At 56.5% G+C, this 25,621-nt stretch carries 25 protein-coding genes; 13 read left to right on the top strand and 12 right to left on the bottom strand.

From position 1 onward, the window contains the following. Positions 1-494 precede the first annotated feature (494 nt). The 3 genes from LT85_RS13775 to LT85_RS13765 all read left to right on the top strand — a co-directional run bounded on the left by LT85_RS13775 (position 495) and on the right by LT85_RS13765 (position 1,853). Entirely contained in the window at positions 495-680 is a 186-nt protein-coding gene (locus LT85_RS13775; RefSeq protein ID WP_038489657.1) for a hypothetical protein, read from the top strand. Positions 681-753: 73 nt separating this feature from the next. After that, positions 754-978, top strand: coding sequence for a hypothetical protein (locus LT85_RS13770; RefSeq protein ID WP_038489654.1), 225 nt, complete (start codon positions 754-756; stop codon positions 976-978). A gap of 260 nt (positions 979-1,238) precedes the next feature. Next, positions 1,239-1,853, top strand: a complete 615-nt coding sequence (locus LT85_RS13765) for a glutathione S-transferase (protein ID WP_038489651.1) — start codon at positions 1,239-1,241, stop codon at positions 1,851-1,853. A gap of 222 nt (positions 1,854-2,075) precedes the next feature. On the opposite strand, the gene LT85_RS13760 is transcribed toward LT85_RS13765, so the two are convergent. Continuing rightward, on the bottom strand, positions 2,076-2,480 hold the full coding sequence (locus LT85_RS13760) for a hypothetical protein (RefSeq protein WP_038489649.1): 405 nt from the start codon (positions 2,478-2,480) through the stop codon (positions 2,076-2,078). Between the two features lie 165 nt (positions 2,481-2,645). Further along, positions 2,646-4,049 carry an MFS transporter gene (locus LT85_RS13755; RefSeq protein ID WP_052135173.1) on the bottom strand — a complete coding sequence of 468 codons (1,404 nt, stop codon included), beginning with the start codon at positions 4,047-4,049 and terminating at the stop codon, positions 2,646-2,648. 135 nt (positions 4,050-4,184) lie between these two features. Here LT85_RS13755 and LT85_RS13750 point away from each other — a divergent pair, with 135 nt between their 5' ends. After that, positions 4,185-5,051 (top strand): LysR family transcriptional regulator, encoded by an 867-nt coding sequence (locus tag LT85_RS13750; RefSeq protein ID WP_038489646.1) that lies wholly within the window; start codon positions 4,185-4,187, stop codon positions 5,049-5,051. 6 nt (positions 5,052-5,057) lie between these two features. Here the strand turns inward: LT85_RS13750 and LT85_RS13745 are convergent, their stop codons facing one another. The 4 genes from LT85_RS13745 to LT85_RS13730 form a co-directional block, all read right to left on the bottom strand. Next, positions 5,058-5,762: a glutathione binding-like protein gene (locus tag LT85_RS13745; protein WP_038489644.1), complete on the bottom strand. Its 705-nt coding sequence runs from the start codon at positions 5,760-5,762 to the stop codon at positions 5,058-5,060. A 76-nt stretch (positions 5,763-5,838) separates the two neighbouring features. Beyond that, complete coding sequence (locus tag LT85_RS13740; protein WP_081992775.1) at positions 5,839-6,942, bottom strand: lipocalin-like domain-containing protein; 1,104 nt, start codon at positions 6,940-6,942, stop codon at positions 5,839-5,841. Positions 6,943-6,950: 8 nt separating this feature from the next. After that, on the bottom strand, positions 6,951-9,539 hold the full coding sequence (locus LT85_RS13735) for an ABC transporter permease (RefSeq protein ID WP_052135171.1): 2,589 nt from the start codon (positions 9,537-9,539) through the stop codon (positions 6,951-6,953). Further along, on the bottom strand, positions 9,536-10,270 hold the full coding sequence (locus LT85_RS13730) for an ABC transporter ATP-binding protein (RefSeq protein WP_052135170.1): 735 nt from the start codon (positions 10,268-10,270) through the stop codon (positions 9,536-9,538). Before LT85_RS13730 ends, LT85_RS13735 begins: the two co-directional genes overlap by 4 nt. A 247-nt stretch (positions 10,271-10,517) precedes the next feature. Here LT85_RS13730 and LT85_RS13725 point away from each other — a divergent pair, with 247 nt between their 5' ends. The 5 genes from LT85_RS13725 (at position 10,518) to LT85_RS13700 (ending at position 15,419) form a co-directional block, all read left to right on the top strand. After that, positions 10,518-10,790, top strand: coding sequence for a DUF3820 family protein (locus LT85_RS13725; RefSeq protein WP_052135169.1), 273 nt, complete (start codon positions 10,518-10,520; stop codon positions 10,788-10,790). Between the two features lie 5 nt (positions 10,791-10,795). Continuing rightward, a complete protein-coding gene (locus tag LT85_RS13720) occupies positions 10,796-12,160 on the top strand; it encodes a TAXI family TRAP transporter solute-binding subunit (RefSeq protein ID WP_052135168.1) in 1,365 nt (454 codons plus the stop codon). A gap of 185 nt (positions 12,161-12,345) precedes the next feature. Beyond that, positions 12,346-12,813, top strand: a complete 468-nt coding sequence (locus tag LT85_RS13715; protein ID WP_038489642.1) for a DUF2844 domain-containing protein — start codon at positions 12,346-12,348, stop codon at positions 12,811-12,813. A 13-nt stretch (positions 12,814-12,826) separates the two neighbouring features. Then, positions 12,827-14,059 (top strand): DUF3443 domain-containing protein, encoded by a 1,233-nt coding sequence (locus LT85_RS13710; RefSeq protein WP_253273546.1) that lies wholly within the window; start codon positions 12,827-12,829, stop codon positions 14,057-14,059. Between the two features lie 122 nt (positions 14,060-14,181). Continuing rightward, positions 14,182-15,419, top strand: a protein-coding gene (locus LT85_RS13700) for an IS3 family transposase (RefSeq protein ID WP_156117527.1) whose coding sequence is annotated in 2 segments (ribosomal slippage) — positions 14,182-14,532 and positions 14,535-15,419 — 1,236 coding nt in all. Because the reading frame shifts where the segments join, the coding sequence is not laid out codon by codon here. Between the two features lie 59 nt (positions 15,420-15,478). On the opposite strand, the gene LT85_RS13695 is transcribed toward LT85_RS13700, so the two are convergent. Further along, the gene (locus tag LT85_RS13695) at positions 15,479-16,279 is read right to left on the bottom strand and encodes a peptidoglycan DD-metalloendopeptidase family protein (RefSeq protein WP_253273545.1); all 801 of its coding nucleotides are present in this window, start codon (positions 16,277-16,279) and stop codon (positions 15,479-15,481) included. A 529-nt stretch (positions 16,280-16,808) separates the two neighbouring features. Between LT85_RS13695 and LT85_RS13690 the strand changes: the two genes are divergently transcribed. Together LT85_RS13690 and LT85_RS13685 are read left to right on the top strand one after the other, a co-directional pair. Then, complete coding sequence (locus LT85_RS13690; protein WP_038489633.1) at positions 16,809-18,710, top strand: collagen-like triple helix repeat-containing protein; 1,902 nt, start codon at positions 16,809-16,811, stop codon at positions 18,708-18,710. 309 nt (positions 18,711-19,019) lie between these two features. Next, the gene (locus tag LT85_RS13685) at positions 19,020-19,214 is read left to right on the top strand and encodes a hypothetical protein (protein ID WP_038489630.1); all 195 of its coding nucleotides are present in this window, start codon (positions 19,020-19,022) and stop codon (positions 19,212-19,214) included. A gap of 12 nt (positions 19,215-19,226) precedes the next feature. Here LT85_RS13685 and LT85_RS13680 read toward each other — a convergent pair whose 3' ends face one another. From LT85_RS13680 to LT85_RS27170, 4 genes are all read right to left on the bottom strand, one after another. Continuing rightward, on the bottom strand, positions 19,227-20,789 hold the full coding sequence (locus LT85_RS13680) for a sensor domain-containing diguanylate cyclase (RefSeq protein WP_081992377.1): 1,563 nt from the start codon (positions 20,787-20,789) through the stop codon (positions 19,227-19,229). Positions 20,790-20,825: 36 nt separating this feature from the next. Beyond that, positions 20,826-21,848: a GlxA family transcriptional regulator gene (locus tag LT85_RS13675; protein WP_038489627.1), complete on the bottom strand. Its 1,023-nt coding sequence runs from the start codon at positions 21,846-21,848 to the stop codon at positions 20,826-20,828. Positions 21,849-22,162: 314 nt separating this feature from the next. Next, positions 22,163-22,456 (bottom strand): transposase, encoded by a 294-nt coding sequence (locus LT85_RS13670; protein WP_038489625.1) that lies wholly within the window; start codon positions 22,454-22,456, stop codon positions 22,163-22,165. A gap of 20 nt (positions 22,457-22,476) precedes the next feature. Then, positions 22,477-22,935 carry a hypothetical protein gene (locus LT85_RS27170; protein WP_253273544.1) on the bottom strand — a complete coding sequence of 153 codons (459 nt, stop codon included), beginning with the start codon at positions 22,933-22,935 and terminating at the stop codon, positions 22,477-22,479. Here LT85_RS27170 and LT85_RS27165 point away from each other — a divergent pair. Next, entirely contained in the window at positions 22,934-23,353 is a 420-nt protein-coding gene (locus tag LT85_RS27165; RefSeq protein WP_253273543.1) for a hypothetical protein, read from the top strand. The two genes, LT85_RS27170 and LT85_RS27165, sit on opposite strands and share 2 nt — an antisense overlap. 84 nt (positions 23,354-23,437) lie before the next feature. On the opposite strand, the gene LT85_RS13660 is transcribed toward LT85_RS27165, so the two are convergent. Further along, complete coding sequence (locus LT85_RS13660; protein ID WP_052135165.1) at positions 23,438-23,839, bottom strand: hypothetical protein; 402 nt, start codon at positions 23,837-23,839, stop codon at positions 23,438-23,440. A 687-nt stretch (positions 23,840-24,526) separates the two neighbouring features. Between LT85_RS13660 and LT85_RS13655 the strand changes: the two genes are divergently transcribed. Further along, complete coding sequence (locus tag LT85_RS13655; RefSeq protein WP_038496175.1) at positions 24,527-25,411, top strand: DMT family transporter; 885 nt, start codon at positions 24,527-24,529, stop codon at positions 25,409-25,411. Positions 25,412-25,621 lie beyond the last annotated feature (210 nt).

The following is a 25,621-nucleotide window of genomic DNA, read 5'->3' as shown; positions in this document are numbered from 1 at the left end:
GCAAGCTGTAAAGAAAGAGCCCCGTCATGGCGGGGCTCTTTCTTTTTTGTGCCGCATTTTTCCGGGTGGCGGGATGCTTCTTTAGTCTTTTGTGATGAGACTCAACAATTCAATAACATTTGACTCTTTGACAGATGCCGTTTCGTCGACGACAGTGAATAAGTCTGTGAGGCAGTAACGCGCGGAACCTTGTCAGTCGGTCCTGAAGGCATTGTCGCGCAAGTACAAATCACTGCCAATAATGACAGTTCAAGAGGGAACTTCAAAAGCGTAATATCAATCTGACCAAACGGGCCGCTGCAAATGGCGGCGTCGATTTGGCATTCTTGTCGTGGCGTTGCGTATTCGTTGATTTTTCAGGCCCTGCAAGTATCGACGGCATGCGTGAACGACAAGGCAAGTGTCGTTACTTTTTCTTGCAATAAGGGGCAAAAGGATACTCTTAGCGGTGCTAGGATAGCTCTTCCTTTCAATACACATCAAAGGAGATTGTAATGGTTAGGCTTAATGAAGCGACCGTCATTTTTAAGGGGCTTGCTTACGAATTCGACAGTACGGCTGAAGCGCAGGAGTTCAAGAAAAGCCTGGAAGCCGGCGGTGATCCCAAACGTTACGCCGACACTTTCAGGTGTATCGATATCTATGTAACACCTGCCAAGCGCGAAGTAGAGGAAGCTTGATCAGGCTGGTTTAAAGATGGTGTTATAGCAGCAAGTATCAAACGCGTTTGGAATTATTCAGTGGTTTAAGTTTATGTTATTCGCAACACAGCGTGAACGCGGAAATTTCAGGTACTCGCTGAAAATCAATTCCCTTGCCAACGGCAACTTCGAAGTACTCATCGTGATGGTAGCGATATCAGGTCCCGACAGAGCAATTGAACAGGTCTTCAAGCCCCCGATCGTGGCGGCAAGCGAGACCGACGCGCAAAATCTCGGCATCGAATGGTCCAAAATCTGGATTGATTCGCAATCATAGAATCGGTTGTCGATTGCACGGATTCGTAGATTTTTTTGCGGTTTTGATGCGATCGCGAACCGTCGGTCCGAGCGGCGGTCAACAGTTACGCACCCAATAATATCAAGTCCCGCGTTGGCGTTCGCTTGTATCGTTTGCACTGTTTCATGCTACGATTTACCGCTGATATTTCATATTCATAACGGTCTTCCCGATACGGTCTTCCCGATGGGGGAGCGCATGCAGCGGTGCTCGCCGCTGCATTTCCAACAGGAGAAACCATGCAGCTCATCGGTATGCTTGATTCACCTTATGTACGTCGCGTGTCGATTTCCCTCCAATTGCTTGGAATCCCGTTTGATCATCAGTCGATTTCGGTATTCAGCACGTTCGAACAGTTCCGGCAAATCAATCCGGTAGTCAAGGCGCCGTCGCTGGTGTGCGACGATGGCGGGGTGTTGATGGATTCCTCGCTGATCCTGGAATACGCCGAAGCATTGGTTGCGCCGCGCAAAAGCCTGATGCCGGTGGAAATCGGCGAACGGCTGCACGCCTTGCGGATTATCGGTTTGGGTTTGGCAGCGTGCGAGAAGAGTATCCAGATTGTCTACGAGCGCAACTTGCGGCCGCCAGAAAAGCAGCATCAGCCATGGGTCGATCGGGTCCAGGGCCAGTTGTTTGCTGCCTACCAGGCGCTGGAGATTGCACTGCGAGCAAAGCCATTGGATGTAACAAGCGACACCATTAGCCAAGCCGGCGTGACTACCGCTGTCGCCTGGCATTTCACGCAGATGATGTTGCCGGAAATCGTCATTGCATCGGATTATCCGTCCCTGCAAGCGTTTTCTGAAAAAGCCGAACAGCTAGCCGAATTCATTGCCGCACCGCCGTTGTAATGCATGTTTGCCACGCCGCCGGCTGTCGACGCCGCGGCCAGGATGTTTATTGCTGGTGAGTCGTGTTGCGCATGCCGCCGGTGTCATCGCACCAGCTAGGACGTGCATCGGGGTCGTCACATTTAAAATGCGGATAGGCACAACCGGCCAGTAGTGAAATGAGGAAGAGTATGCCTAAAGCTCCTAGTGCAGTTCTCATGAAAACCACCTGTCGGTCTGGTTTTAATTCATCAAGCGGCACTGCCGCAGCTCACACTTGTAAAGTTGTTGTTGCCCATCTTCGCAACTGATCTGGTAGGTTTCCACCGCGCTGGTTTTAGCGATCAGCTTGGCGCCGGCGGCCGGTGTGCAGGAGTTTCTGCGCGCCATGCGTTCCACCACGTCGGATAATTCACCGCGTTTCGACGTCGAGGTTTGCTGGGTTTGCTGGGTTTGCTGGGTTTGTTGTGGCATGTCGACAATCTGTTCCGACGGACTTAGTGATTCCGACAGAGATACCGGCGCCTCGGCCGGCGCCGGCGCGGTACTGCGCGGCGGCGTATAGCTGCGCACGTTTGGCTGCAGCACGCAGCCGGCGAGGAGGACAGTGGCGAGAAATAGAAATGGGCCTGTCAATGGACTTTTCATGCGTCTCCCAATAAAAAAGCATCAAGTTGGATATGATTTATCTGGGCTAAATGTATCACCTTTCGGTTGTGCTGAGCCCGGCCTTAAGTTTAGCTTGCTCGGGAGAAAATAGAAACCCGGGACCAATCAACGGCCGTTGTGAAAATATGGCGGCTCCGGTTTGTGTCAAACCGTCGCTCTGCTCAGGTTGGCTTGCGCATTGATGTAACGCCAAACCAGCAATGCTGCTGCGCCATAGGCCAGGGCGATGGCCCCAAAGGCGAGCGGCAGGCGGGTTTCCCAGCTTGGCGCGATATGCAGGATGCTGCCGATGATGGCGACGCCAACCAGCGCACCGATCTGGCGGTTGGCATTCAATGCAGCGGCGGCGCTGTTGGCGTGGCTGCGGCCGGCCACTTGCATCACGGTAGTGGTCATCGCCGGAATCGCAATGCCGACGCCCCAGTTGGCGATGGCGACCGCTAGCGCCAGCAGCAGGTAAGGGGTATCCGGCCTCATGCCGCTTAACAGCGCCGTCAGCGACGTTGCCAGCAGCAATCCGCCTAGCATCGGCATGCGGGCGCCCCAACGCGCGGTGATGCGTCCCGACAGCAGGTTCCCGACGGAGAATACCGCCATCACCGGCAGCAACTGCAAGCCGGTATGCAAGGCATCGCTGCCGCGTGCCTGTTGCAAAAACAGGCTCAACAGGAAGAGCTGGCCGAATGCGCTGAAGTTGATCAGGAAGCCAATCGCATTGGCGGCGGTAAAGTGCGGCGTGGCGAACAAGGCGCGCGGAAGCAATGGCTCGGCGCCGCGCTGTTCCCTGCGCACCAGCAAGGCAAGGGCAATCACGAATAGCGCGGCGGTCGCCAGAATCGGTGCCGAGGTCCAGCCATAGACCGGCCCTTCGATCAAGGTAAAGCAGAGGCCGGCGAGACCGCTGATTCCTAGCGCGTGGCTAAAGATCGGCAGTGTCCGCCAATGTCTAGGCGCAGCAGGGATTGCGTTTTGCGCCAGCAGCAGACCAAGCAAGCCGACTGGCAGGTTGATCAGGAACACGCTGCGCCAGCCGTAGCCGTCGACCAGTATGCCGCCGACCAATGGTCCCATGGCGGCGGCGACCGCGACAATCGCCGACCAGGTACCAAGCATGCGGGCGCGCACGCGGTCATCTTGATAAGCATGCGTCAGCAGGCTTAACGAGCTGGGCATGAACAAAGCGGAACCCACGCCTTGTAGCATACGGGCGGCAATCAGAGTGTTGCCGTTGGGGGCCGCGCCGCATAGCGCCGAGCCCAGCATGAATACTGCCAGACCACTCAGATAGACCGTCTTGGCGCCATAGCGGTCGGCCAGTGCGCCGCCGACCAGCAGCAAGGCGGCAAAGGTCAGTGTGTAACCATCAACCACCCACACCAGGCCGCTCAAGGGTACCCGCAGGTTGTGTGAAATATCGGCCAGGGCGACATTGACGGCTGTGACGTCCAGCATCGCCATGACAAAGCCGATGGCCAGCGTGATCAAGGGTAGCAAACCGCTTGGTGCTGCGCGGACGAGATTGGCGGGGGTAGGGCACTCAACGGCCATGATGTTTCTCCTGTGTTGCCAGCATGTCTAGCAATAGCTGTCTATGTTAGTGCGCTCTGCTGATGTAATAAATCAGTATAATTTCATCTCTCTGATGCAAAAATGCATCATGAATAATCGCTTGGATGGATATAAATGGATTGGGACAATGCCCGGATTTTTCTCGGGATATATCGGATCGGTACGCTGCGCGGCGCCGCTACGCGCTTGCGACTGGATCAGGCCACAGTTGGCCGCCGTCTGGCGGCGATGGAGGAATCGCTGGGTGCGCGTCTGTTTTTGCGCACGCCCGCCGGCTATGTGCCGACTCCCGCTGGCGAGCTAGCCTTTGCCACCGCAGAGCGGATGGAGCAGGCCGCCGACCAGTTGCAACGGCAGATGCAAGGCATCGACGATCGCTTGTCTGGCGTGGTGCGCCTGGCGGCTACCGATACCATGGGTAAGCATTTCCTGATGGTGGCGATGCAGCGGCTGCATGCCGTGCATCCGGATATCCGGGTGGTGCTGAGCACCTCGACCCAGCTGTCGAATCTGACCCGGCGCGAAGCTGATCTGGCGGTGCGCACGCTACGGCCCAGCAGTCCGGATTTGATTTCGCGCCATCTGACGCGCAGGGAAGTCGGTCTGTACGCATCCAGGAATTATCTGAAACTGCGCGGCGAACCGCAGCCGGATACGGCCTTGCAGGGACACGACCTGGTGATCTATCAGCGCAGTATCTCACCATCCCAAAGCGAAGCCTTATGCGGCGAACCTTGCAGCAATGCGCGGGTAGCGATGGAAGTGAACTCAGGCCTGATGATGATAGAAGCGGTGCGCGCCGGCATCGGCATTGGTGAATTGCCGACCCACATGGCAGACGGGGACCCTTTACTGGCACGCATCTGGCCGCAGCGGGCGGAAGCCTACGATATCTGGCTGGTGCTGCATGGCGATCTCAACCGCACGGCGCGGGTGCGCGCCGTAGCGGATGCTATCGTGGCAGTGTATGGTGAGATGTAGGCTGGCTTAGCGCTTGAGCGACGCAGCAGTTTGTCCGAACAAGACGTTGCGAGCGTCATCCGATATCGGCGCCACATTACGGGCATACACATCCTTGGCGCCGTTGTAGGCCTTGATCACGGCCGGCCTGGCGGCAATTCTGTCGAACCAGCGTTTAAGATGCGGGAAATCACTCAGATTCTGGCCATGCGATTCATGCGGCACAATCCATGGATAACTGGCCATGTCGGCAATCGAGTAATCCCCGGCGATAAATTCGCGGTCCGCCAGCCGGTGGTTCAATACGCCGTACAGGCGGTTGGTTTCGTTGGTGTAGCGGGTGATCGCATACGGTACTTTTTCTGGCGCGTACACATTGAAGTGGCCATTCTGTCCGGCCATCGGCCCCAGTCCACCCATTTGCCAGAACAGCCATTTCAGCACTTCATTGCGACCACGCAGACCGGCGGGCAGAAAGCGGCCGATTTTTTCAGCGAGATACAGCAGCATTGCGCCGGATTCGAACAGCGATATGGCCTCGCCGCCGTCAGCCGGAGCATGGTCTACCATGGCCGGGATTTTGTTGTTGGGCGATATGCTCAGGAACTCTGGCTTGAACTGGTCGCCGGCGCTGATGTTGACTGGGATCAGGTTGTAAGGCAGTCCCGCTTCCTCAAGAAACACGGTCATCTTGTGGCCGTTTGGAGTCGGACAGTAATAAAGATCAATCATGCTTTTTCCTGGAGGTGTTTTTTCGGTTTCATATTGAACCATAAAAGTCCTTTTTAAGCTGGGAGGGTGTGCGCTTTCAGAATTTCAACGCCTTGAGATAGCCTGTCAGTTCCAAATAGCCGCGGCCGGCGCGTTTGCCGTCGCGGTTCACGGTGACGGCGCCTTCCCAGTAGACGGATCCCGTCGATAGCCGCGAGTCGAGTTCCTGGTCGTCCTGCAGTGGCAGTAGCGACCATGTAAGGACGCCGGTATGCAAGACGGCTTGCACCGGATAGCTGGCGTCGGTGCGCGGCGAGCGCCAGCTGCGTTGCGGCACGAAGCTGACCTGATCAGGCTCGAACTGGGTGACTTGGCCGTGCGCATCGCGCAGGGCGGCATGCGCCCATATTTTTTTGCCGCTGCGATCACGGATCTGGAACGCCATCAAGGCCGAGCCGTCGTCGAGGTTGGCGCCGAGCCAGTCCCAGCCTACGGCATCGGCATCCAGCACGCTGGTCGACCATTCGTGATCGAGCCAGGCGTTGCCGCTGACTATTTGTGGCTGGTCGGTCCGGCCATTGCGGTTCACTTTGCCGCTCACCTGCAACTGCGGCTCACTGTAGTAATAGCTGGCTTGCGCCGCCTGCGGACCTTTGCGCGAATAGCCGCCGTCGCCTTGCAGCAGCGGCGGCTGGGTTGGTGTCAAGCTGAGTTCAAGCGTGAAATCGCGGGCGGCGACGCTAACTTGATAGTGGCCGTCGGCGGCGCGTAGCAAACGCCAGTTGTCCAGCGCGACGTCGGTATTGCCCTGCTTGGCATAGGCCAGGCCGAAGCCGGCGCGCGCGCTTTTTTGATCGTGCAGTAGTTTGCCGAGACTGGGATCGGACAGCGCCGCATGAGCCATGATCAGTTGGGTCGGCGCGAAAGCGCTGGGATTGGCGCGGTCGTGCTCAGTGGCGGAGCGGAAAAAGGTGATCTGAAAACCGACCGGCTTACCGTCCGGCATGGCGAGCCAGCCAGTGGCATACCACCACTCGGTGCGAAAATCCGGGTGCGCGCCGCTATCTTGCGGCAATGTCAGCGCGTGGTCTGGAGTTACCTGCGCAAATCGGGGCGGCGCGGCAAATGACGACGGCATCCACAACAGCAAGATGCATAGCAGCCATGCAGCCAGCCGCTTGCATTTTTTGTAAAGCATCATGCGCAACATCACCAATCCTCCCGCACAGCTTGCAACACATCGATAGATACGGCGCGCAGTCCGGCCAGCAAAGCCGTGGCGCCGGCGAAAACCAGTAGCAGCAGCGCCACGATAGCGAGCCCGAGCCAAGGCATGTGCAGATCCATCGTCCAGTGAAACGATTGCGGATTGACGATGAACACCAGGATCAAGCTGATTACCCAGCCAAGCAGGAACCCCACCGCCATTCCCAACGCCGTCAGCAAGCTACCTTCCAGCGCCAGCATGAACAGGATCTGGCGGCACGTGACGCCGACGTGGCGCAGCATGCCGAATTCGCGTGCGCGTGCCAGGGTTTGCGCGGAAAAAGTGGCGGCGACGCCGAACAGGCCGATCACGATGGCGACGATTTCCAGCAGATAGGTGATGGCGAAGCTGCGGTCGAAGATTTTCAGGGTGAGGGCGCGGATTTCTCCTGGCTGGGAAAATTCCAGCGCCGTACCAAACGGCAGCTTGCGCATTGCTGCAATCACGGTCGCTGGATCAACGCCGCGTTGCACACTGAGGGCGGCATCGCTGACTTCGTTATCGCCGCTGAGGCGCTGGTAATCCGCCAGACGTAGCTGGATTGCGCCGGTTTGCCGTGCATAGTCGCGCCAGACGCCAGCGACTACGGCCGGATAACTGCGCCCTCCCAGCGGCAGCATGAGATGCTGGCCCAGGCGATAGTGGTAGAGGTCGACCATCGCTTCCGATATCCACACGGGCAATTCATTGGCTGCCACGGCGGCGGTAACGGCCGCCTGCGGCAAGAGTGGGCCGATGATGGGCAAACTGCGTGCAGGATCGGCTGCATCGATACCACGCGCGATCAAAATCACCGGCGGTCGCGCCGGGTCCAGCGCCAAAGGAGAAGTGCGCAGGAAATCAGTGTGCGCCACCCCTGGCATGGTAGTCAACAAGCGTTGCTCGGCAGGGCGCATGGCGCCGGTTTCACCGTTGCCGGCGGAACGTACGTACAGGTCTGCGGACAATAGCTGCTGCATCCAGTCATCGACTGAAATGCGAAAGCTTGAGACCATGATGGCCATCGCCACGATCAGGCTAAAACTGGACAGCACGCCGCCAAGTGCAATCGAGGCTTGACCGGGAACGTTGGCCAGGCGTGCCAGCACCAGTGTCCGGACTATGCCGGTGCGGCGTCCCAGACTGAATCTCTGCAGTGCGGAAAACGCTAGCGCTGCTAGTCGCGGCATCAAGGTAATCCCGCCGATCAGCAGCAGAGCCACTGCCAGGTAGCCGAAGACAGGCAGGTTGAACAGGGGCGGCAGTTGCGTCAGTAACGCTCCTAGCAGCAAACAGCCAAGCGCCGGCCACGGTGTTGCCAGCCGTACCAGCGCACTTTCCTCACTGCCGGATTTGAGCGCCGCCGCCGGCTGCGCTTTGGCCGCCTCGAATGCTGGCGCCAGGCTGCCGAGCACGGCAATGCCGCTGCCTAAGGCAAAAAACACCAGGGCTGCCGGCCAGTCGAAATTGATGCTGGCCTGGACGCCATGGAAGTAACCGCCGCCGAGATCGCCCCCTAAAAAATGCAAAGCCGCGGCAGCCAGGCCATATCCCAGCGCTAGTCCTGATAGTGCGCCCAAACATCCGAGCAGCGCGCCTTCCAGCAACACCTGGCGCAACAGCTGGCTACGCCGCAAGCCCATCACGCGTAGCAGGGCGAATTGGGAACGGCGGCGGATCACCGACAGCGCCTGGGTCGAGAACACCAGGAAGGCGCCGGTAAACAAAGCCACCAGCGCCAGTACGTTCAGATTGATACGATAGGCGCGCGACATATTATTGTTGCGGCTGTCCTGATCCTGGCTCTCCGATACTTGCACGTTGGCCGGCAGCTGTTGACGCAGCTTTTCCGTGAATGCTTCACGATTGACGCCGGGCAGCAACTTGAGATCGATGCGCGAGAGCTTGCCGATGCTGCGATCGAAGCGCCATTGCGCCGCGCCGATATCCATGACGCCAAGCCGTTGGCCGACGCGTGCGCCGGTCAGGCCGCCAGCTACCCGCAAAGCGACGGTGCCGGTGCCGTTGCGCAGCGTCAGCTGCTCTCCCGGCTTGACTTGCAGCCACTCTTGCGCTGCCGCCGACAGGAAAATGGCGTCGTCGGCAAGAGTATCAAACGGCCGTTCTGGCGCTGGCACGCCGACCAGGTCTGGCGCTATCAGAGAGGCGCGAAAGACATCGATGCCGAGCACTTTCAGGGCGCTTTGCTGGCTCGGCACAGTAACGTTCAGTTCGAGCACCGGGCTGGCGACTGCGACACCCGGCCATTGCGCCAGTTGCGGATACAGTCCTTCATCGAGCCAGGCTTGCACGCCGCGTACCTGCAGATCGGACTGGCCGGACAAGCTGCGGGTAGCGGCGGAAAATTCGTTGAAGGCGGCATCGTTGATCAGATTGACCGCGTAACCGAGGGCGACGCCCAGCGCGATGGCGGCAATCGCCACCAGCGCACGTACCGGATGCGCGCGCCATTCACCAAGCAATAGCCAGCGCGCCAGGATGTGTAGCGGTTTGCTTGCATTGGCTGCGGTTGCAGTGGTGGCGGTGATCATTGCGGCGGCGGCAGAGAAGTGTTCTCCGGCAGTGAGCGCAGGCCGTCGGCTGTCATGAACAAGATGCGATCGGCGCTGGCCGCTGCGGCGGGGGAATGGGTGACCATGATGGCGGAAGCGCCGTTAGCCTTGATTTCCTGGCGCAGCAATGCCAGCACTTCGTGCGCGGTGTCCGGGTCGAGGTTGCCGGTCGGTTCGTCGGCCAGGATTAGTTTGGGCCGGTGCACCAGAGCACGCGCGATGGCGACCCTTTGCAGCTCGCCGCCTGAGAGCTGGCGCGGAAAGTCATTGCCGCGACCGTCCAGACCGACCGCCGCCAGAAGCTCCAGGGCGCGTTCCTGCGGCGCGTGATTCAACAATAGCGGCAGGGCGACGTTTTGCTGCAAGGTCAGGTGCGGCAAGATATGGAAAGCCTGGAAGATGAAGCCGAGTTTTTGCCGGCGCAGGTACGTAGCGGCATCGTCGTCCAGGCTCGACATGGTGACGCCATCGATCAGTATCGCGCCGCTGTTAGCGGTATCGAGGCCTGCTATCAGGTTCAGTAAGGTCGATTTGCCAACCCCCGAGTCGCCCATGATGGCGACGTATTCGCCGGGGGCGAGGCTAAAATCGAGATGCGTCAGCACCACCCGGCCATGGCCGTAGGTCTTGCGCAAACCGCGGCATTCCAGGGCTGGGATTGAGGAGGAGGGAGGGTGTATTGCCTGATTATTGGTCTGATTGGTCTGCATGCAGGGTCGACAGGTTAAGTGAGCTGACGTGGGCTGATAGTGATCTGGTATTCAGCAGTGTAGAGGATTTCCCGCCAGTAGTCGGGTGCGCTGCTTGCCAGGTCTGAATACCGGCGCATAACCTTCTTTCAGCAAAGATCGCATGACCACATAAAATTTGGCACAATACCTACCTCTGCCGATTTTGTGCGCCGACGTTACGGAGTGCCCCCCTTGTCCCGACCGGAAAATGCCGCCGCCATCAACCATGAATCCCGAACACCTGCAATTATTAGTCACTCGCCAGATGCCATTTGGGAAATACAAAGGCCGCCTGATCGCCGATTTGCCGGGTGATTACCTGGCCTGGTTTTCGCGCGAAGGATTTCCGCCAGGAGAGTTGGGCGGTTTGCTAGCGCTGATGTACGAGCTGGATCACAATGCCTTGTCGCATCTGCTTGCGCCCCTGCGCCCTTGCTCCAGCGCTGACCAAAGAAAATTGAATAAAACCGATTCCCACCCGCCTTCAACGATAGAATAAAGCCCATGGCTAATCCTCTCAAACCGTCCGACCTGAAACAATCCGCAAAAAATATCAAGACGCGCTTCGTTGCGATTTCCTGGCGCGACCTGGCCATCAGCTTTGGTCCGATTGCCTTGCTGGTTATTATTGCTATCTGGCTGGCGATCAAATTTATCCATCCCGCTCCGCCGAGTACCCTGACGATTGCCACGGGCGCTGAGAACAGCAGTTTCTGGAAAACCGCCGAGAAATACAAGGTGATCCTGGCGCGTAACGGTATCAAGCTGAAAATCGTCAGTTCGGAAGGTTCGCTGGATAATCTGAAAAAGCTGAGCGATCCTCATTCCGGCGTCGATGTCGGCTTTGTCCAGGGCGGCGTAGTGGGCGATCTACCGATCGACGGACTGGTATCCCTGGGTAGCATTTCCTATGTGCCGGTGTCGGTGTTTTATCGCAACACTGACAGCCGCGACAGATTGAATCGTTTGTCAGAGCTGCGTGGCAAGCGGATTGCGATCGGCGTTCCCGGCAGCGGCTCACGGGTACTGGCGCTGACGCTGCTGAAAGCCAACGGGATCGAACTCGGCGGCAGCACTGAGTTGCTGGACATGGGGGGCGACGAAGCGGCGCAGGCGCTGGCCGACGGCAAGATCGATGCTGCCTTCCTGATGGGCGATTCGGCTTCGCCGCCGACCATGGTCAAGCTGTTGCACACGCCAGGCATCAATCTTCTCGATTTTTCCCAGGCTGATGCCTATGCGCGCCGCTTCAGCTATTTGAACGAGCTGAGGATTCCGAGGGGGCTGTTCGATTTTGGTAAAAATATCCCGAGCCGCGACATTCATCTGATTGCTCCTACCGCTGAGCTGATTGCGCGCGACGACCTGCATCCGGCCTTGTCCGACATGCTGATCGACGCTGCCAAGGAAGTGCACAGCGGCGCCAACGTGCTGCAGCACGCCGGTGAGTTCCCGGCGCCGCTGGCCCATGAATTTCCCATCAGCGAAGATGCCACGCGCTACTACAAGTCAGGAAAGAGCTTCTTCTATCGCTCCGGCTTGCCGTTCTGGCTTGCCAGCCTGGTAGATCGTACCCTGGTGGTGCTGCTGCCGATCATCCTGCTGCTGATCCCTGGTTTCAAGCTCGTGCCGCTGCTGTACGGCTGGCGCATCAAGTCGCGCATCTATCGCTGGTACGGTGCCTTGATTGCACTGGAGCGGGCAATCGCCACCGATACAGAGGAGGAGCATGAAGCATTGCTGAAGCGGCTGGATCGTATCGAAGAAGGGGTTAACCGGATGAAAATGCCGCTGGCGTTTGCCGATCAGTTTTATGTTCTGCGTGAACATATCGGTTTCGTCCGTTCCCGTCTGCTCGGTAAAATTTGAGCGAAGCTGAACGAAACGCGTGCGATGATGATGTAACTATTCATTACCAGTCATTGCAAATGACCCAAATATCTAGCACATTTCAATTGTTATGTGAGAGCGGGGGTGTTAAAACATCTTTGTGAATTGCTTGATGGCATCGGTTATGATTTCATAGACATTTGTTAAACGAGCAGAGGTGAGTCATGAGATTTTCCGTTCCTGTCGTATGCGCGTTGCTGTTTGCGCAATCCGTGCCGGCGTTGGCGGCACTCGGCGCTGCCGTTGGCCCCGCTTCGGCTAGCGGTACGGTACAACAAGCCGACAGTGCGCGCGCCAAGGCTAGCGCCCGTGTCTCCAGCTATAACGGTTATACCGTCAGTGAAACGGTGAAACCTTCCGGCACCACGGTGCGGGAATACATTTCACCTGCCAACATCGTCTTTGCGGTGAGCTGGCAAGGTCCTGACATGCCAAATCTGCAGGAATTGCTAGGCACCTATGCCGACCAATATGTCAGCGCCGCCAGCGCCCCCCATGCGGGCCGGCGTGCGGTGGCGATTCAGTCCGATCAGCTAGTATTGCATTCAGGCGGTCATATGCGCTCCTTTGCAGGCAGTGCTTATGTGCCATCCTTGCTGCCGCAAGGCGTGACCCCTAGCGATATTCGCTGACCGGAGGATGACCATGCGCTCTTTGACCTACCTGCTTTGCGTGCTAAGTAGTTCAATCTTGCTGGCCTGTGGTGGTGGCGGCGGTGATGGCGGTACGCCAACGCCGACACCGACTCCGACTCCGCAGCCGACCCAAAATGTACAGGCTATATTGATCGACAGTGGTCCAGCCACTGCATCAGGGCAGTCGGGCAATGCCGTCAATTCACCCTACGTATCTGTGACCATTTGTTCACCCGGCAGCACCTCGCAGTGCCAGACCATCGACCATATCCTGGTCGATACCGGCTCTAGCGGCTTGCGCATCATCTCCTCGGCTTTGTCCAGCAGCATGACGCTGCCGGCCCAAAATGCGCCCAGCGGTAATCCGCTGGCTGAATGCGCGCGTTTTGCCGATGGCTACAGCTGGGGCTCCGTCAAGCAGGCGGATCTCCGTATTGCAGGCGAGGTTGCCAGCAATATTTCAGTACATATCATTGGCGATAGTGCTTTTCCATCAGTGCCGAGCGGCTGCTCCGGCAGTCTGGTGGCGGAAAATACGGTAGCCTCCTTCCATGCCAATGGCTTGATCGGCATGAGTACATTTATTCAGGATTGCGGCAGTGCTTGTGCCGGTCAGGCGCTTGAGGGATGGTATTACTCATGCCCGGGCGGCACGAATTGCACTGCGACCACGTTGCCGGTGGCGACGCAGGTGGCAAATCCGGTAGCCGCCTTCCCGCAGGATAACAACGGCACGATCATCCAGCTGCCGTCGATTGGCGCCAATGGCGCGGCGGGCGTCACCGGATCGCTGATTTTTGGTATCGGTACACAGGCCAATAATAAACTTGGCAGCGCTAACGTCTATACGCTCAATAGTGCGGGCAACCTGAGTGTGTTGTATCAGGGACAAGTCATGCAGGCTTTCTTTGATAGTGGCTCGAATGGTCTGTTCTTTGCAGATTCGACCATTCCGGCTTGCAGTAACAGCTCCGGTTTTTATTGTCCATTGTCTACGGTGACCCGAAATGTGACGAACACCGGTCTGAACGGAGTCAGTAACATTGTCAGCATCAGTATTGCGAATGCCAACACGCTGTTCCAATCGAATCCGAACAACACCGCGTTCAATAACCTGGGCGGCGGGGCGGCTGTTGCTTCTTACTTTGACTGGGGGCTGCCGTTCTTCTTTGGCCGGTCGGTGTACACCGCACTTGAGGGAACTACCGTAGCCGGTACTGCCGGACCTTATGTTGCATACTAAATAGCAGCAAGCCAGCTGATTTCCAGTGGTGAAAAAGGGGCGCTTCACTGCGCCCCTTTTTCATTTGTTTGACTCGTCCTGAAATAGGTTGACACTTTTTCGTCGCAACGAAGGAGAAGTCAATGGAATCAATGGTTAAGCGGACGCAGCGCGATTATGGATTGGCCTTTAAATTGGCAGTGGTAGAACAGGTAGAAAAAGGCGAACTGAGCTATATAGAGGCGCAGCGCCGATATGGCATACAAGGTAGATCGACGGTACTGGTATGGTTGCGGAAATACGGTCATCAGGATTGGAGTGGCCAATCGAGCCGTAAGACTGTGGAGTTCGCAATGGGAAACGAGGTAAAGAAAGTGCTCACGCCGGAACAGCGCATCAAGGAATTGGAGGCACAACTCAAGGCTGCCAATGAGAAAGCGCAGCTGTTTGAGGCCATGATCGATGTTCTGAAGAAGGATTACGGAGTACGCATCGTAAAAAAGCCTTTGGGCAGGTCCTCTCACAAAGGCTCGTCGAAGGATTGAGCGTGAGCAAGGCCTGCGAATATGTTGGCATCAGTCGCCAAGCATATTACAAACGCCATCAAAGCCAGCAACAAAAAGATGAGCGAGAAGGCAAGATCATTACGTTGGTGAAGCAGGTTCGCTTACGTCAGCCTCGCCTTGGCACCCGCAAACTTCAACACATCTTGAGTCCGCCGCTGGGCGAGATTGGCGTCAAGCTAGGGCGAGACGGCTTGTTCAATGTGCTACGTAGAGCACGCCTGCTGGTCGTCCCCCGCCGGGCATATCACAAGACAACCAATAGCCACCATCGTTTCCGCAGGCATCCGAATTTGCTCAAGGATGGACCGTCGAAAATCGTACCGACTCAGGCTGAGCAGGTCTGGGTGGCCGATATTACCTATCTGCCGACGGCCCAGCGGTTTGCTTATTTGAGTTTGATCACCGACGCCTACTCTAGAAAGATTGTCGGCTACCATGTCCATGATAGCTTGCAGACCGAGCAAGTAAGCCAAGCACTGAAGATGGCACTAAGAGAACGTCAATCTCGGCAGCAATTGGCCCATCATTCCGATCGGGGAATGCAATACTGTTCGACCTATTATCAAAAAATTCATGCACGTCACGGTATCACCTGCTCCATGACCGATGGTTATGATTGTTATCAGAACGCTTTGGCAGAACGCGTTAATGGCATCTTGAAGGGAGAGTTTCTCTTGCAACGACCTGCCAATCTTCAACAGGCAGCCTTAATGGTAAAACAATCCGTGCGCATTTATAACGCTGAAAGGCCGCATCTGTCTTTACAATACAAAACGCCCGATGAAATTCATCGGGCGTCTCTGGCTACTATCTGATCAGTGAATCGACGCACTGACAGGTGTCAACCTATTTCAGGACGGGTCAGTTTGCGTCCCTATCGGCTGGGCAGATAACGAGAAGGATCAACTGCCTTTCCCTGGCGACGGATTTCAAAATACAACTTGACCGTATTACTGTCGGATTTCCCCATTTCAGCGATTTTCTGGCCCTTGGCGACCATCTGGCCTTCTTTGACAACGATAGTCTTGTTGTGCGCGTAGACAGACAGCAGATTGCTGTTATGTTTGACGATCACCAGGTTGCCATAGCCGCGTATGCCGCTACCGGAATACATGACTTTGCCGGCCGCCGCCGCCATCACAGGTTGCCCAAGCTGGCCCAAGATATCGATGCCTTTTTTCCCTTGGCCAACACCGCTACTGGCTTTGCCGCTGGCCGGCCAGGTCCAGTCGACCGGATCCTTGCGGTCGGCAGCTGCTGCTGCGGCATCCGCACGGTCATCTTCGGCTGTACGCGTGTTTCGGCTTGCCGCGGCATTATCGCTGGCCGGGTTGCTGCCGGCGGTGCGTGCGCCTTCCGGCGCTATCCGCAGCGACTGATCCACCTTGATGTCATTCGGATCCGAGAGTTTGTTCCAGGCGATGATCTGACTATTGCTGCGCCTGAATTTGCGCGCGATGCTGGAAAGGGTGTCGCCCTTTTGTACCGTGTAGTAGCCAGGTCCGCTGGGCTGCGTACTGGCGCCCGGACCAGACGGCGTACTGCAAGCGCCGAGGGCAAGCAGGAATAACAGAGGGAGTGCAAGAGAGCTTATCCGCGCAAGTACGCGGGAGAGGCCGGAATTCTTGATTCTATGTGGATACTGCGAGCTGTATGCCCCTTTGTTCTGGACCAACAATGTTATTCCTCTGATAGATCTGGCTTCGATTAATGAAGGTTGCCAGGTTTGCCTGGCGCGCATCTTCTGACTAGGTTTGGTGGAACTAGTTGCGTCGACTGGATTGCCGCATGGCTGATGCGGACACCTGTTGCCGTTTTTTCTAGAGACCGAGGATATCGCAATTCCGGCTATCAGGTAAATCAGGCTGCCTAACCTGGCACGAAAATCCGCATTTGTTCAATTGGGTTGGGTCGTTTGAAAATCTCTTTAGGATTCTTGAATGACAAGTATTTGTACCGCTGCCAAACCGGACGTTACGTTACACGTAACGTATCAAACCTCGTCGGGTCCGCCATGCCTGAAATTTCCATCCAACGTCCCGGCAAATTCTAAGTAATTGATTTTAAGCAGGTTATTTCTCTATTTGAAGAAAAAAGATCGCAGCCGCGAAGCCTTTGTCCGGGTGTTTTCCTGCTGGCATGTTCTTTGCGAAATAGACATGCAGGAACGTGCGGTTCGAACTTTTACAAAGGGGAAATACATCATGAATACATCGCAAAAAACTGGGCTGGTTGCAGCCTCATTGCTGTTAACAAGTTTGCTGGCAGGTTGCGCCGGCGGCGGCGACCTCGGGAAAACACTGGGTTCAGGGTCGGGCGCTACCCAGGGAGCTGGCGGCATTGGCGGCGGCGCGGGAGTTGGTACTGGCGGGGGAACTGGTTCTGACGGTGGCGGTTCCGGTGGTGGGACTGGCGGCTCCGGCTCCGGCGACGGTTCAGGCGGCGGTGGCGGTGGAACAGGTGGCGGTGGAACAGGTGGTGGTGGAACAGGTGGTGGTGGAACAGGTGGTGGTGGAACAGGTGGTGGTGGAACAGGTGGTGGTGGAACAGGTGGTGGTGGAACAGGTGGTGGTAGCGCCTCCGCCGATTTCCTGTCAAAAGTCGGCACTACGGTATCCGGCACTGGCGCTGCAGTTGATGCGATCGGCAATACGGTAATTAACAACGTGCCGCTGCTTTCGACGCAATCCAAGGGGGGCTTGGCTAGCGTGGTTGATAGCGGCAGTGGCATTGTCAGCACGTTGGGCGCTGGCATTACTAACGGTTTGGGCCAGATCGGCACTAATCCGAATTCGCTGGGCACCACAGTCGGTAGCGCCGGCGGTGTCGTCACCCAAGCTGGCAATGCTGTACAAGGCGTGGGGCAAGTGGTTGCAGGGCTGGGAACCGGGCCGTTGGCGCCATTGGGAGCAGTGACTACGCCGGTGGGCAATCTGGTTACGCAGGTGGGTGCTACCGTTTCCGGATTGGGTGCTCCTGTAACAGCGCTGTTGACCACAGGGCCTGTACAGCAAGTCACTCAAACGGTCAGCCAGGCAATCGTTCCGTTGACCAGCACTGTGACCACTCTGACTCAGACCGTTGGGAACGCGACCGGCCTGAACCAACCAGTGAACTCCTTGCTGGTGGCCTTGGGCGGCACTGCCACTACACTGGGCAATACCGTGACCGGCGCAAAAGTTCCTGGCGTCAGCAGTCTGGGCGGCGTAGCCAGCGATGCGGGCGGAACAGTTGCTGGTCTTGGCACCAACGCACTGGTCGGCACTGGCCAGCCTTTGCTAGGTAACAAGACAGGCGGTTTGTTGCAACCGTTGAATAACGTGCTAAGCGGCGTAGTTGGTGGTATCGGCGGCGCAGCAGGTGGTAGCGGTGGCCCGCTGGCTCCTGTCACTGGTTTGTTGAGTGGCTTGACCGGCGCTGTCGGTGGCGCAACTGGCGGTGGTGGCGGTCCATTGGCCCCAGTAACTGGTTTGCTTGGCGGCCTGACTGGCGCTGTCGGTGGCGCAACTGGCGGTGGTGGCGGTCCATTGGCCCCAGTAACTGGTTTGCTTGGTGGCCTGACTGGCGCTGTCGGTGGCGCAACTGGCGGTGGTGGCGGTCCATTGGCCCCAGTAACTGGTTTGCTTGGTGGCCTGACTGGCGCTGTCGGTGGCGCAACTGGCAGTGCAGGCGGGCCTTTGGCTCCAGTAACTGGTTTGCTTGGTGGCCTGACTGGCGCTGTCGGTGGCGCAACTGGCAGTGCAGGCGGGCCTTTGGCTCCAGTAACTGGTTTGCTTGGTGGCCTGACTGGCGCTGTCGGTGGCGCAACTGGCAGTGCAGGCGGGCCTTTGGCTCCAGTGACTGGGTTGTTGAGCGGTGTGACTGGTGCTGCCGGTGGTGCTACGGGCGCAGGTGGCGGCATACTGGCTCCGGTGACAGGTTTGTTGGGCAGCGTGACCGGCGCAGCCGGCGGTACAACTGGCGCGGGCGCCAGCCCATTGGCGCCGGTTACCAATCTGGTGTCTGGCCTGACTGGGGGTAAAACCACCACAGGGACTGGCAGCAATCCGCTGGCTCCGGTGACAGGTTTGCTCAGTGGCTTGTTGGGCGGAACTGGTAAGAAATAATCTTGCCATGCCATTCTGGTGCAAGGGAGCGTTGGCCGTCAGCCAGGCTCCCTTGCTTCAGAGTCGAATAGAAATGATGGATGAAAAATATGGACGACATGCAGCGCCAGTCGCGCCGTTGAACGCACATCGAAAGGTTTCCTTGACCACAGACACCAGGTTGGACCCTACTTCAAAGGCCAGCTCATCAACAGTTTAACCAGCAGTTGAAGCGTTTTTGAATTTGCCAAGGTGCTGTTGATAAGCAAAATTTTCAAGCAAGGCAAGTAAAGGCTGAAGTCCGATATTTAATTCTTTCGAGGTGGGATCATGAGAGCCGAACAGATAGTCGATTTGATCGCGTGCGCCAGCCCACAGGCGCAGGTGCCGGGAAATGATCTGCTGATTGGCATGCTGGCACGCGAAATTGCCGCACTGTCCTATAAGCTCACGGAGCAAGAGCTATACCGGTTGATAGCGGTGGGTTCGCTGGTGTATGAAAGAGGGCGCCGCGGCCGGATATGAAACTTGTGCGCTTCAATGCAAATCATCACTGGAGCGCACGCAATTACGACCCGCTGCCTTAGCCGCATACATCGCTTTATCTGCCGCTTGAATCAATTCAAAAGGAATGTTGTCATCTCGCACCGGGACGAAAGCATCAACGCCTGCGCTGATGGTAATCACGCCGACCGGGCCAAACGCGTGTTCCATATGCAAGTTGTAAATCGCAAGGCGGATTTTTTCCGCTACAGCCATCGCTCCGGCCAGGTCGGTATCCGGCAGCAATACCGCCAATTCTTCGCCGCCGTAACGTGCAGCCAGGTCGCCAGGGCGGTTTTTACTGCTCTTCACGATTTCACTGATTTGCCGCAAGCACTCATCGCCGGCCAGGTGTCCGTATATATCATTGTATTGTTTGAAGTAATCCACATCGATCATCACCAGTGCCAACGAATTTGCATTGCGCATGGCGCGGCTGAATTCGTCGCGTAGCGTGCTGTCGAAATGACGGCGGTTGGCGAGGCCGGTCAGGCTGTCCTGCAGTGCTAGCTGTTCCAGATGCTGGTTAAGGGTGCGCAATGACTCCTGCACTTGCAGCAGGCCGGCTTCAGCCGCCAGGCGTAGCTGGATCTGGTGGATCAGGCGCCAGCCGAGCAGGCCTAGCGCCAGCGTCAGCAGCAAGGCCCCCAGTACATGCAGATAGGTGTCGGCGCGCCAGTCAGCCAGTACCTCGTCCTTGGAGCGGGCGACGGTGATAAACAGTGGATATCGGTCCAGGTGACGATAGGCGATCAGCCGCTCCATGCCGTCCTGGCCCGAGCGCATTATGGCGGTGCCGACCGCATTCTTGGAAGCATAGTCGCGATAGATCGGATAGTTGGACAGATTTTTGCCGATGACATTGTCCAGCATCGGGCTCCTTACCAGCATCGTGCCGTCATTCAGGCTGAGAAAAATCGAGCCGGCGTGGCCGATGTCGAAGCTGTCGTAGAAATTCTTGAAATAACCGATGTTGATGGTGGCTAGGGCGACGCCGGCGAAACTGCCGTCGGCATGATTATAGCGACGCGAGACAGTCACGATCCAGTTACCCGTGGAGCGGCTGCGTACCGGCGGCCCGATGTAGGCGCCGCGTTCCAGATGGCTGCGATGATAGATAAAGTACTGGCGGTCAGAATTGTTGACGACGGGAATCGGACCGTTGCGGGCGTTGACTAGCCAAAGGCCGGTTTCATCATAAATTGACAGATCATTCAATTGCGGTAATTCGGCAATGTGTTGCATCAGTAGTTTGTGCAAGCGTTCCAGCGATGGCGCGCTGTTGCCATCCAATTCCAGGCGTTCAACCACGCCTACCAATACCGTATCGGCTTGCTTGATGGTGTCGTCGGCGTGCTCCGACAGTGCGCGCGCCAGGTTGGTGGTGGCAATTTCAGTTTCCTGCAATTCGACGTCGCGCGCATTCCAGCTACGCCAGGCCTCTACCGTCATCAACGATACGCATACCAGCGCCACGAAAAGTGTCGCCAGAAAAGTGATGGGCAGTTGTTTGCGGGAGCCTGGTTGGCGTGGCGCTATCGCGATGGGCAGGGTCATCGTTGCTCCAGACAGTAGCGCGTCCTGTTCCATGGTTCAATTTGGCCGTATGCCTTTGCGATATTCGGTGGGAGAGGTCCACATATGCTTGCGGAACAATTTGGCGACATGTTCGCCGCTGAACAGGCCGCAGCGCCTGGCGATCTTGTCAACCGGCAGGTCGGTCTCCGTCAATTGCCGGCGCACCGCTTCGAGCCGCAGGTTGAGCAGGAAATCATGCGGCGTCTGCCCGGTCTCGCGTTTGAATTGTCGTACAAAATTACGCTCGCTCATGGAAACGAAATTGGCTGCGTCGACCACGCTGATAGAATCTGCCAGATGTTCGACAAACCAAAGCGACGCACGCTGGATCTTGCTGGTCTTGACCGGAGTACTGGCTGGAGATGGCTGGTTGGCGGGTGGGGTATCGCGGCGGCGCTGGCAGACCACCAGGCTCTGTGCTACACGTCGTGCAACTGCCGGGCCTAGGTCGCTTTCCAGCAAACGTAACGCCAGGTCAGTGGCCATGCCGACATCGCAGGAAGTGAAGATGCCGTCGTCTTCGCTGATTTGCGCTTCGCGGTCGATTTTAATCAAGGGAAATTCGCGCGCCAGCTTGTCGAGCAACGCCCAGTGCGTCGTCGCGCGGCGATTGTTGAGAAAGCCGGCGGCGCCAATCACAAAGACGCCGGTGCAGATCGCCGCGATACGGCGCACGCTGTTGCGCATTTGCTGTAGCCAGGCGATCAGGACCGGATCCCGGTAGGCGTCGAAGTTGCCGGTGCCGCTGGCAATCAGCAAAGTATCAAAATGATTCCTGCCGAAAGACGCTAACGGAGAAGTCATGATCTGCACCGATGCAGATGACATGATCATGCCGCCCGAGATGGAGAGGATCGATACCGCGTAACGCGTGGTGCCGGGAAATACCGTCGAAATCAGTTTGTCTCCGACTCCGAAAACATCCGCAGCGCCGACTACGTCAGCCAGTACCACCCCTTCAAAAACGATAATCCCGATGTGCCTGGTGGAGCTGTTATTGTCTATCGCTTCAAGTGTCTTTGTGCACTCGATATCCATGAGACTCTCCCTGCTGCCAATTTACCGTTGTGCATTGCCCGGACGCAATTTTTTATTGGTAAATTACTATTCCCCATTCTGGTACAAAATTATGCTTTGTCCAGTAATTGATTGTTAAATAAAGTTAATATGTGGTGCGGCAACACATGATTTTTTATAGAAACAAAAAAAATATTCCTGTAAATTTCCAGTGTGCACTAATGTTAATTTCCGCTAGGTATTTTATTGTTTTTAAAACTGCTTTTTAATAATTGCATATAAAGAATATTATTATTTATATTATTTTTTATGCGCGATTTTCCGTGTGGCTGCATTCAATTTGATGAGCTGTAATGCTCATGTTTGCTCCTCTTGTCTTCCAGTGCGTCTTGCAAGCGAGAGTTCTCCAATGTCAGTTCGGCCACAATCTGTTTCAGCTTGGCGTTCTCCTCCTGCAGGCATTTTAAGTCTTGCGGATAGTCTGGCATGCCGCCGTATTGCCTCTTCCAGTTGAGAAAGGTGCGCTCAGTAATTCCGGCTTGCTTGATCACATCGGCCAATGGCATGCCGAGCTCTTCCTGCTTCAGGGCCGCAGCGATCTGGTCGCTGGAGAATGGCGAGCGCTTCATGGCATTCCCTCGCATTCTGTCTAGCGATCTTTTAACGCGGTCAATTCCGGCATCTTGTCCAGGCCAAGACGGGCTCGAATCAGTGGGTCTTTATATTGATCGCCGCTGTTCATCAGGTTTTGGCTGACGGCGTTATTTTCTGCTGAAGGTGCAGCCGGCGCCGCAGGTCCAGCAGCTCTTTCCATACCTGGGCAGGATCGTCCTGTCGATTCCACCGCCTTGCGATTGGCTTCGCTTTGGCAGAGCAGGGCAAGCGCCACATCGTTCAGGCCCATTGCGCGAAACTCTCTGGAGTCCAGCCGGCGTACGCATGCCTGGTCAACCATGGTGGTGCCGCCGGTTGCGCCGAAGCCGGTAAATGACAAGCCAAACGATGCTGACCCCATGCAAGTGTCAGACAAGGTTGTGGTCAAAGAGGGGGCAACGATATTCGGTACCGTCTTGACGGTATAAGTGCCGCCGTAGTCGACTGTCGTCATGGTGTTGTTGGGACTGCTGCCGGGTGTGCTGGCGTCGGCGGACGTGGCGCTCGCGCCGCTGGTGGTTCCTGTGGCCGTACTCGGCAACGATACCGATACGCTGACAGTTGAATTGCCGCCAGCTGATGTTGATCTGGAGTTGCCGCCTGTGGATGAAGATGCGCCTGTAGTCGCCGAGCCGCCGCCGATAGCCGATGCATTGGATCCGCTGGTGGACCCGCTGGATGAATTGCTGTTGGTGCCGATGGTGTTGACGCTTGAACCGGCGCCTTGTGAAGTCGATGTAGAAGTCGAGCCTGAATTGGAGCCCGAATTCGAGGTGGAACCGGATACGATGTCCGCTAGCGCCAGATTCGTCGCTGAGAGAGCGATCAAGAGCGCCGTTGCTTTAAATGCGCGTTTCATTTTTTTCTCCTAGCGGGGCTACTCGGAAATTGCTTTCCTTTCGCCCCTTACGAACGGTTGGCCTGGAGCTACGACTAGGTAACAGGTAACGCCGGTTTTAGAAGTGGAAGATGAATGCGCCGCTGGCTGTGTTTGCGCCAGCTGCTGCACCGGTAGTCGAGCCAGAAAGGCCACCTGCGCCCGAACCGCCACCGCCGAAGCCGCCTGCTGCGCTAGTATTGGTCGATGTGCTGCTGGTTTGGGAGCCTGTAAGCACGCCATTTGGGCCAAAAGTAGCGCCGGAAGTTGCCGTGCCAGTGCTGCTGTTGGTTGTGGTGGCGGCATGATAGCCTGTGCCCACGCTGACTGCGCCCGATGCGCCCCCGGAGGTTGAACCCGATGAAGAAGAAGCGCCGGCATTGCCTGCTGTACCGGCGCCCCAGACGGTGACGGCGCCTGCCATTGCTGAATAACCACAAAGCACGGAAGCCAGAACTGCGATAGTTGTCTTGCGTAACATTTTGATTCTCCTTAAGGTAGGGGCGGCATTCACCGTGTTGTCTCATCTATATACGCCCCGATCAATAGACAAGAATTGTGTGATCTGAAATATGAAACTGCGCCGCCGGCAACGAGCGTTGACGCATCATTCCGACAGGTCGGCGCGTGATTGGAAATCGTGAAATTGGTTTCGACAGCTGTGCCGTTTAGAGTCTTCGCTCGTTTGCGTTGATCTGATAATAGGATTGCAAGGTGAAGTGTTAACGACAAAACCTTGTCGACTTCGGACAGATAAGTTGGCCGATATGGATAGTGTTTTTCCGTGCTGCATCATGTGAGCGCTAACAAAAAAATATAAAAAATCCACGTCATTCTTGACGTGCGAAATAGCGTTGCTGCAAATGATGGCGTACGGAAAAACTGTCCCGAAAACGTGATGTCCGTTTTTGACAAGGCGCCAAACCTTTCACGCGTATTTCATATTTCCTCGCTGAAATTGCGTATGGGTCGTTGATGGGTGAGCGAGTTTTGCATGGAAAATTGTGCGCTGCTCCAATGTGTTTCGGAGGTTTCTCGTTGTGCGATGTGGGTATTAAAAACGTGAGTTTTTTACGCGACCGCGATAATCGGCTATATTGCCGCATGCTAATTCGCATCTTGCGGCCAGATGCATTTGCGCCGTCCCATCTCAATCGAAAAGCCTGTCATGAATCTTGCAGAACTGTTTTCTCTCGCGGCCATTTGGGGCGCATCGTTTCTTTTCATGCGCATCGGCGCGCCAGAGTTCGGGCCTGTACCGTTGATAGCCTTGCGCGTCGGTATCGCTGCACTGGTGTTGTTTCCGGTATTGCGTTCCGCCGTGGCCCGCAATCATTTACGTAGCAAGTTGTGGCCGATGCTGGTGGTCGGCGTCACCAATTCAGCCTTGCCGTTTTCCTTGTTTGCCTATTCAACCTTGTACGTGAATGCCGGTTTCGATGCGGTCTTGAATGCCACCGTGCCTTTGTGGACCGGCTTGATTGCATTCGTGTGGCTGAAGTCGCCGATGAGCCGGCCGCAAGTGATCGGCATGTTGGTCGGCATGGTGGGCGTGGTTGTGCTGGTGTGGGATAAGATCGGCGAAGGCCAGCCTGGCGTCTGGCTAGCGACAGCAGCAGTGTTGCTGGCCACGTTGTCCTACGGTTTTGCCATCAACTATTCGAAAACCCGTCTGGCCGGTGTGCCGCCATTTGTAGTGGCTTGCGGTAGCCAGTTGGCTGCGACCCTGGTGCTGTTGCCGCTGGCATTGATTTACTGGCCGGCTGCGGCGGTTTCCAGTACGGCCTGGTACTCGGTGCTGGCTCTGGGCGTGCTATGCACCGGTGTCGCTTACGTGATTTTCTATCGCCTGCTGGATCGCGTCGGCTCGGCCTACGCTGCCTCGGTAACCTTTCTGATTCCGATCTTCGGGGTAATTTGGGGCGCCATTTTCTTGAAAGAACAGGTGACGCTCGGCATGGTTTTTGGTTGCCTGATCATCTTGCTTGGAACGGCCTTGGCGACCGGTAAGCTCAATCTATCGAATTATCTGCGTGCTAAATCTAACGAATGAATGGTTAAGCAACTGGCTGGCTAATAAGGTAAGCAAGGGCATAAATAAGGAGATAAATAATTTCCGGTTTGGCGCTTCGGGCGGAGCAAATACGTGAATATAAGCAACAATCTCGGGCCAAGTATGTGATTTTCACGATTTTCTAGAGTATTTGTGGGCTGCTTCTATGGCATAATCAAGAGCTAAATTCACTGTTTTGCGCGGTCTCCA

This window comes from Collimonas arenae (assembly GCF_000786695.1).
GTDB classification, from domain to species: Bacteria; Pseudomonadota; Gammaproteobacteria; order Burkholderiales; family Burkholderiaceae_D; genus Collimonas; species Collimonas arenae_A.
The sequence above is the reverse complement of the archived record's forward strand: the minus strand, read 5'-3'. Positions and strand labels throughout refer to the sequence as shown.

Bases quoted from the DNA above. Each gene is read 5' to 3' on its own strand.
- LT85_RS13685 (WP_038489630.1), top strand. From the start codon at position 19,020: ATGAGAGCCGAACAGATAGTCGATTTGATCGCGTGCGCCAGCCCACAG.
- LT85_RS13660 (WP_052135165.1), bottom strand. From the start codon at position 23,839: ATGTTACGCAAGACAACTATCGCAGTTCTGGCTTCCGTGCTTTGTGGT.
- LT85_RS13765 (WP_038489651.1), top strand. From the start codon at position 1,239: ATGCAGCTCATCGGTATGCTTGATTCACCTTATGTACGTCGCGTGTCG.
- LT85_RS13745 (WP_038489644.1), bottom strand. From the start codon at position 5,762: ATGATTGATCTTTATTACTGTCCGACTCCAAACGGCCACAAGATGACC.
- LT85_RS13775 (WP_038489657.1), top strand. From the start codon at position 495: ATGGTTAGGCTTAATGAAGCGACCGTCATTTTTAAGGGGCTTGCTTAC.
- LT85_RS13770 (WP_038489654.1), top strand. From the start codon at position 754: ATGTTATTCGCAACACAGCGTGAACGCGGAAATTTCAGGTACTCGCTG.
- LT85_RS13735 (WP_052135171.1), bottom strand. From the start codon at position 9,539: ATGATCACCGCCACCACTGCAACCGCAGCCAATGCAAGCAAACCGCTA.
- LT85_RS13755 (WP_052135173.1), bottom strand. From the start codon at position 4,049: ATGGCCGTTGAGTGCCCTACCCCCGCCAATCTCGTCCGCGCAGCACCA.
- LT85_RS27165 (WP_253273543.1), top strand. From the start codon at position 22,934: ATGGTGTTGTTGGGACTGCTGCCGGGTGTGCTGGCGTCGGCGGACGTG.
- LT85_RS13670 (WP_038489625.1), bottom strand. From the start codon at position 22,456: ATGAAGCGCTCGCCATTCTCCAGCGACCAGATCGCTGCGGCCCTGAAG.
- LT85_RS13725 (WP_052135169.1), top strand. From the start codon at position 10,518: ATGAATCCCGAACACCTGCAATTATTAGTCACTCGCCAGATGCCATTT.
- LT85_RS13720 (WP_052135168.1), top strand. From the start codon at position 10,796: ATGGCTAATCCTCTCAAACCGTCCGACCTGAAACAATCCGCAAAAAAT.
- LT85_RS13690 (WP_038489633.1), top strand. From the start codon at position 16,809: ATGAATACATCGCAAAAAACTGGGCTGGTTGCAGCCTCATTGCTGTTA.
- LT85_RS13715 (WP_038489642.1), top strand. From the start codon at position 12,346: ATGAGATTTTCCGTTCCTGTCGTATGCGCGTTGCTGTTTGCGCAATCC.
- LT85_RS13730 (WP_052135170.1), bottom strand. From the start codon at position 10,270: ATGCAGACCAATCAGACCAATAATCAGGCAATACACCCTCCCTCCTCC.
- LT85_RS13760 (WP_038489649.1), bottom strand. From the start codon at position 2,480: ATGAAAAGTCCATTGACAGGCCCATTTCTATTTCTCGCCACTGTCCTC.
- LT85_RS27170 (WP_253273544.1), bottom strand. From the start codon at position 22,935: ATGACGACAGTCGACTACGGCGGCACTTATACCGTCAAGACGGTACCG.
- LT85_RS13740 (WP_081992775.1), bottom strand. From the start codon at position 6,942: ATGATGCTTTACAAAAAATGCAAGCGGCTGGCTGCATGGCTGCTATGC.
- LT85_RS13655 (WP_038496175.1), top strand. From the start codon at position 24,527: ATGAATCTTGCAGAACTGTTTTCTCTCGCGGCCATTTGGGGCGCATCG.
- LT85_RS13710 (WP_253273546.1), top strand. From the start codon at position 12,827: ATGCGCTCTTTGACCTACCTGCTTTGCGTGCTAAGTAGTTCAATCTTG.
- LT85_RS13750 (WP_038489646.1), top strand. From the start codon at position 4,185: ATGGATTGGGACAATGCCCGGATTTTTCTCGGGATATATCGGATCGGT.
- LT85_RS13675 (WP_038489627.1), bottom strand. From the start codon at position 21,848: ATGGATATCGAGTGCACAAAGACACTTGAAGCGATAGACAATAACAGC.
- LT85_RS13680 (WP_081992377.1), bottom strand. From the start codon at position 20,789: ATGACCCTGCCCATCGCGATAGCGCCACGCCAACCAGGCTCCCGCAAA.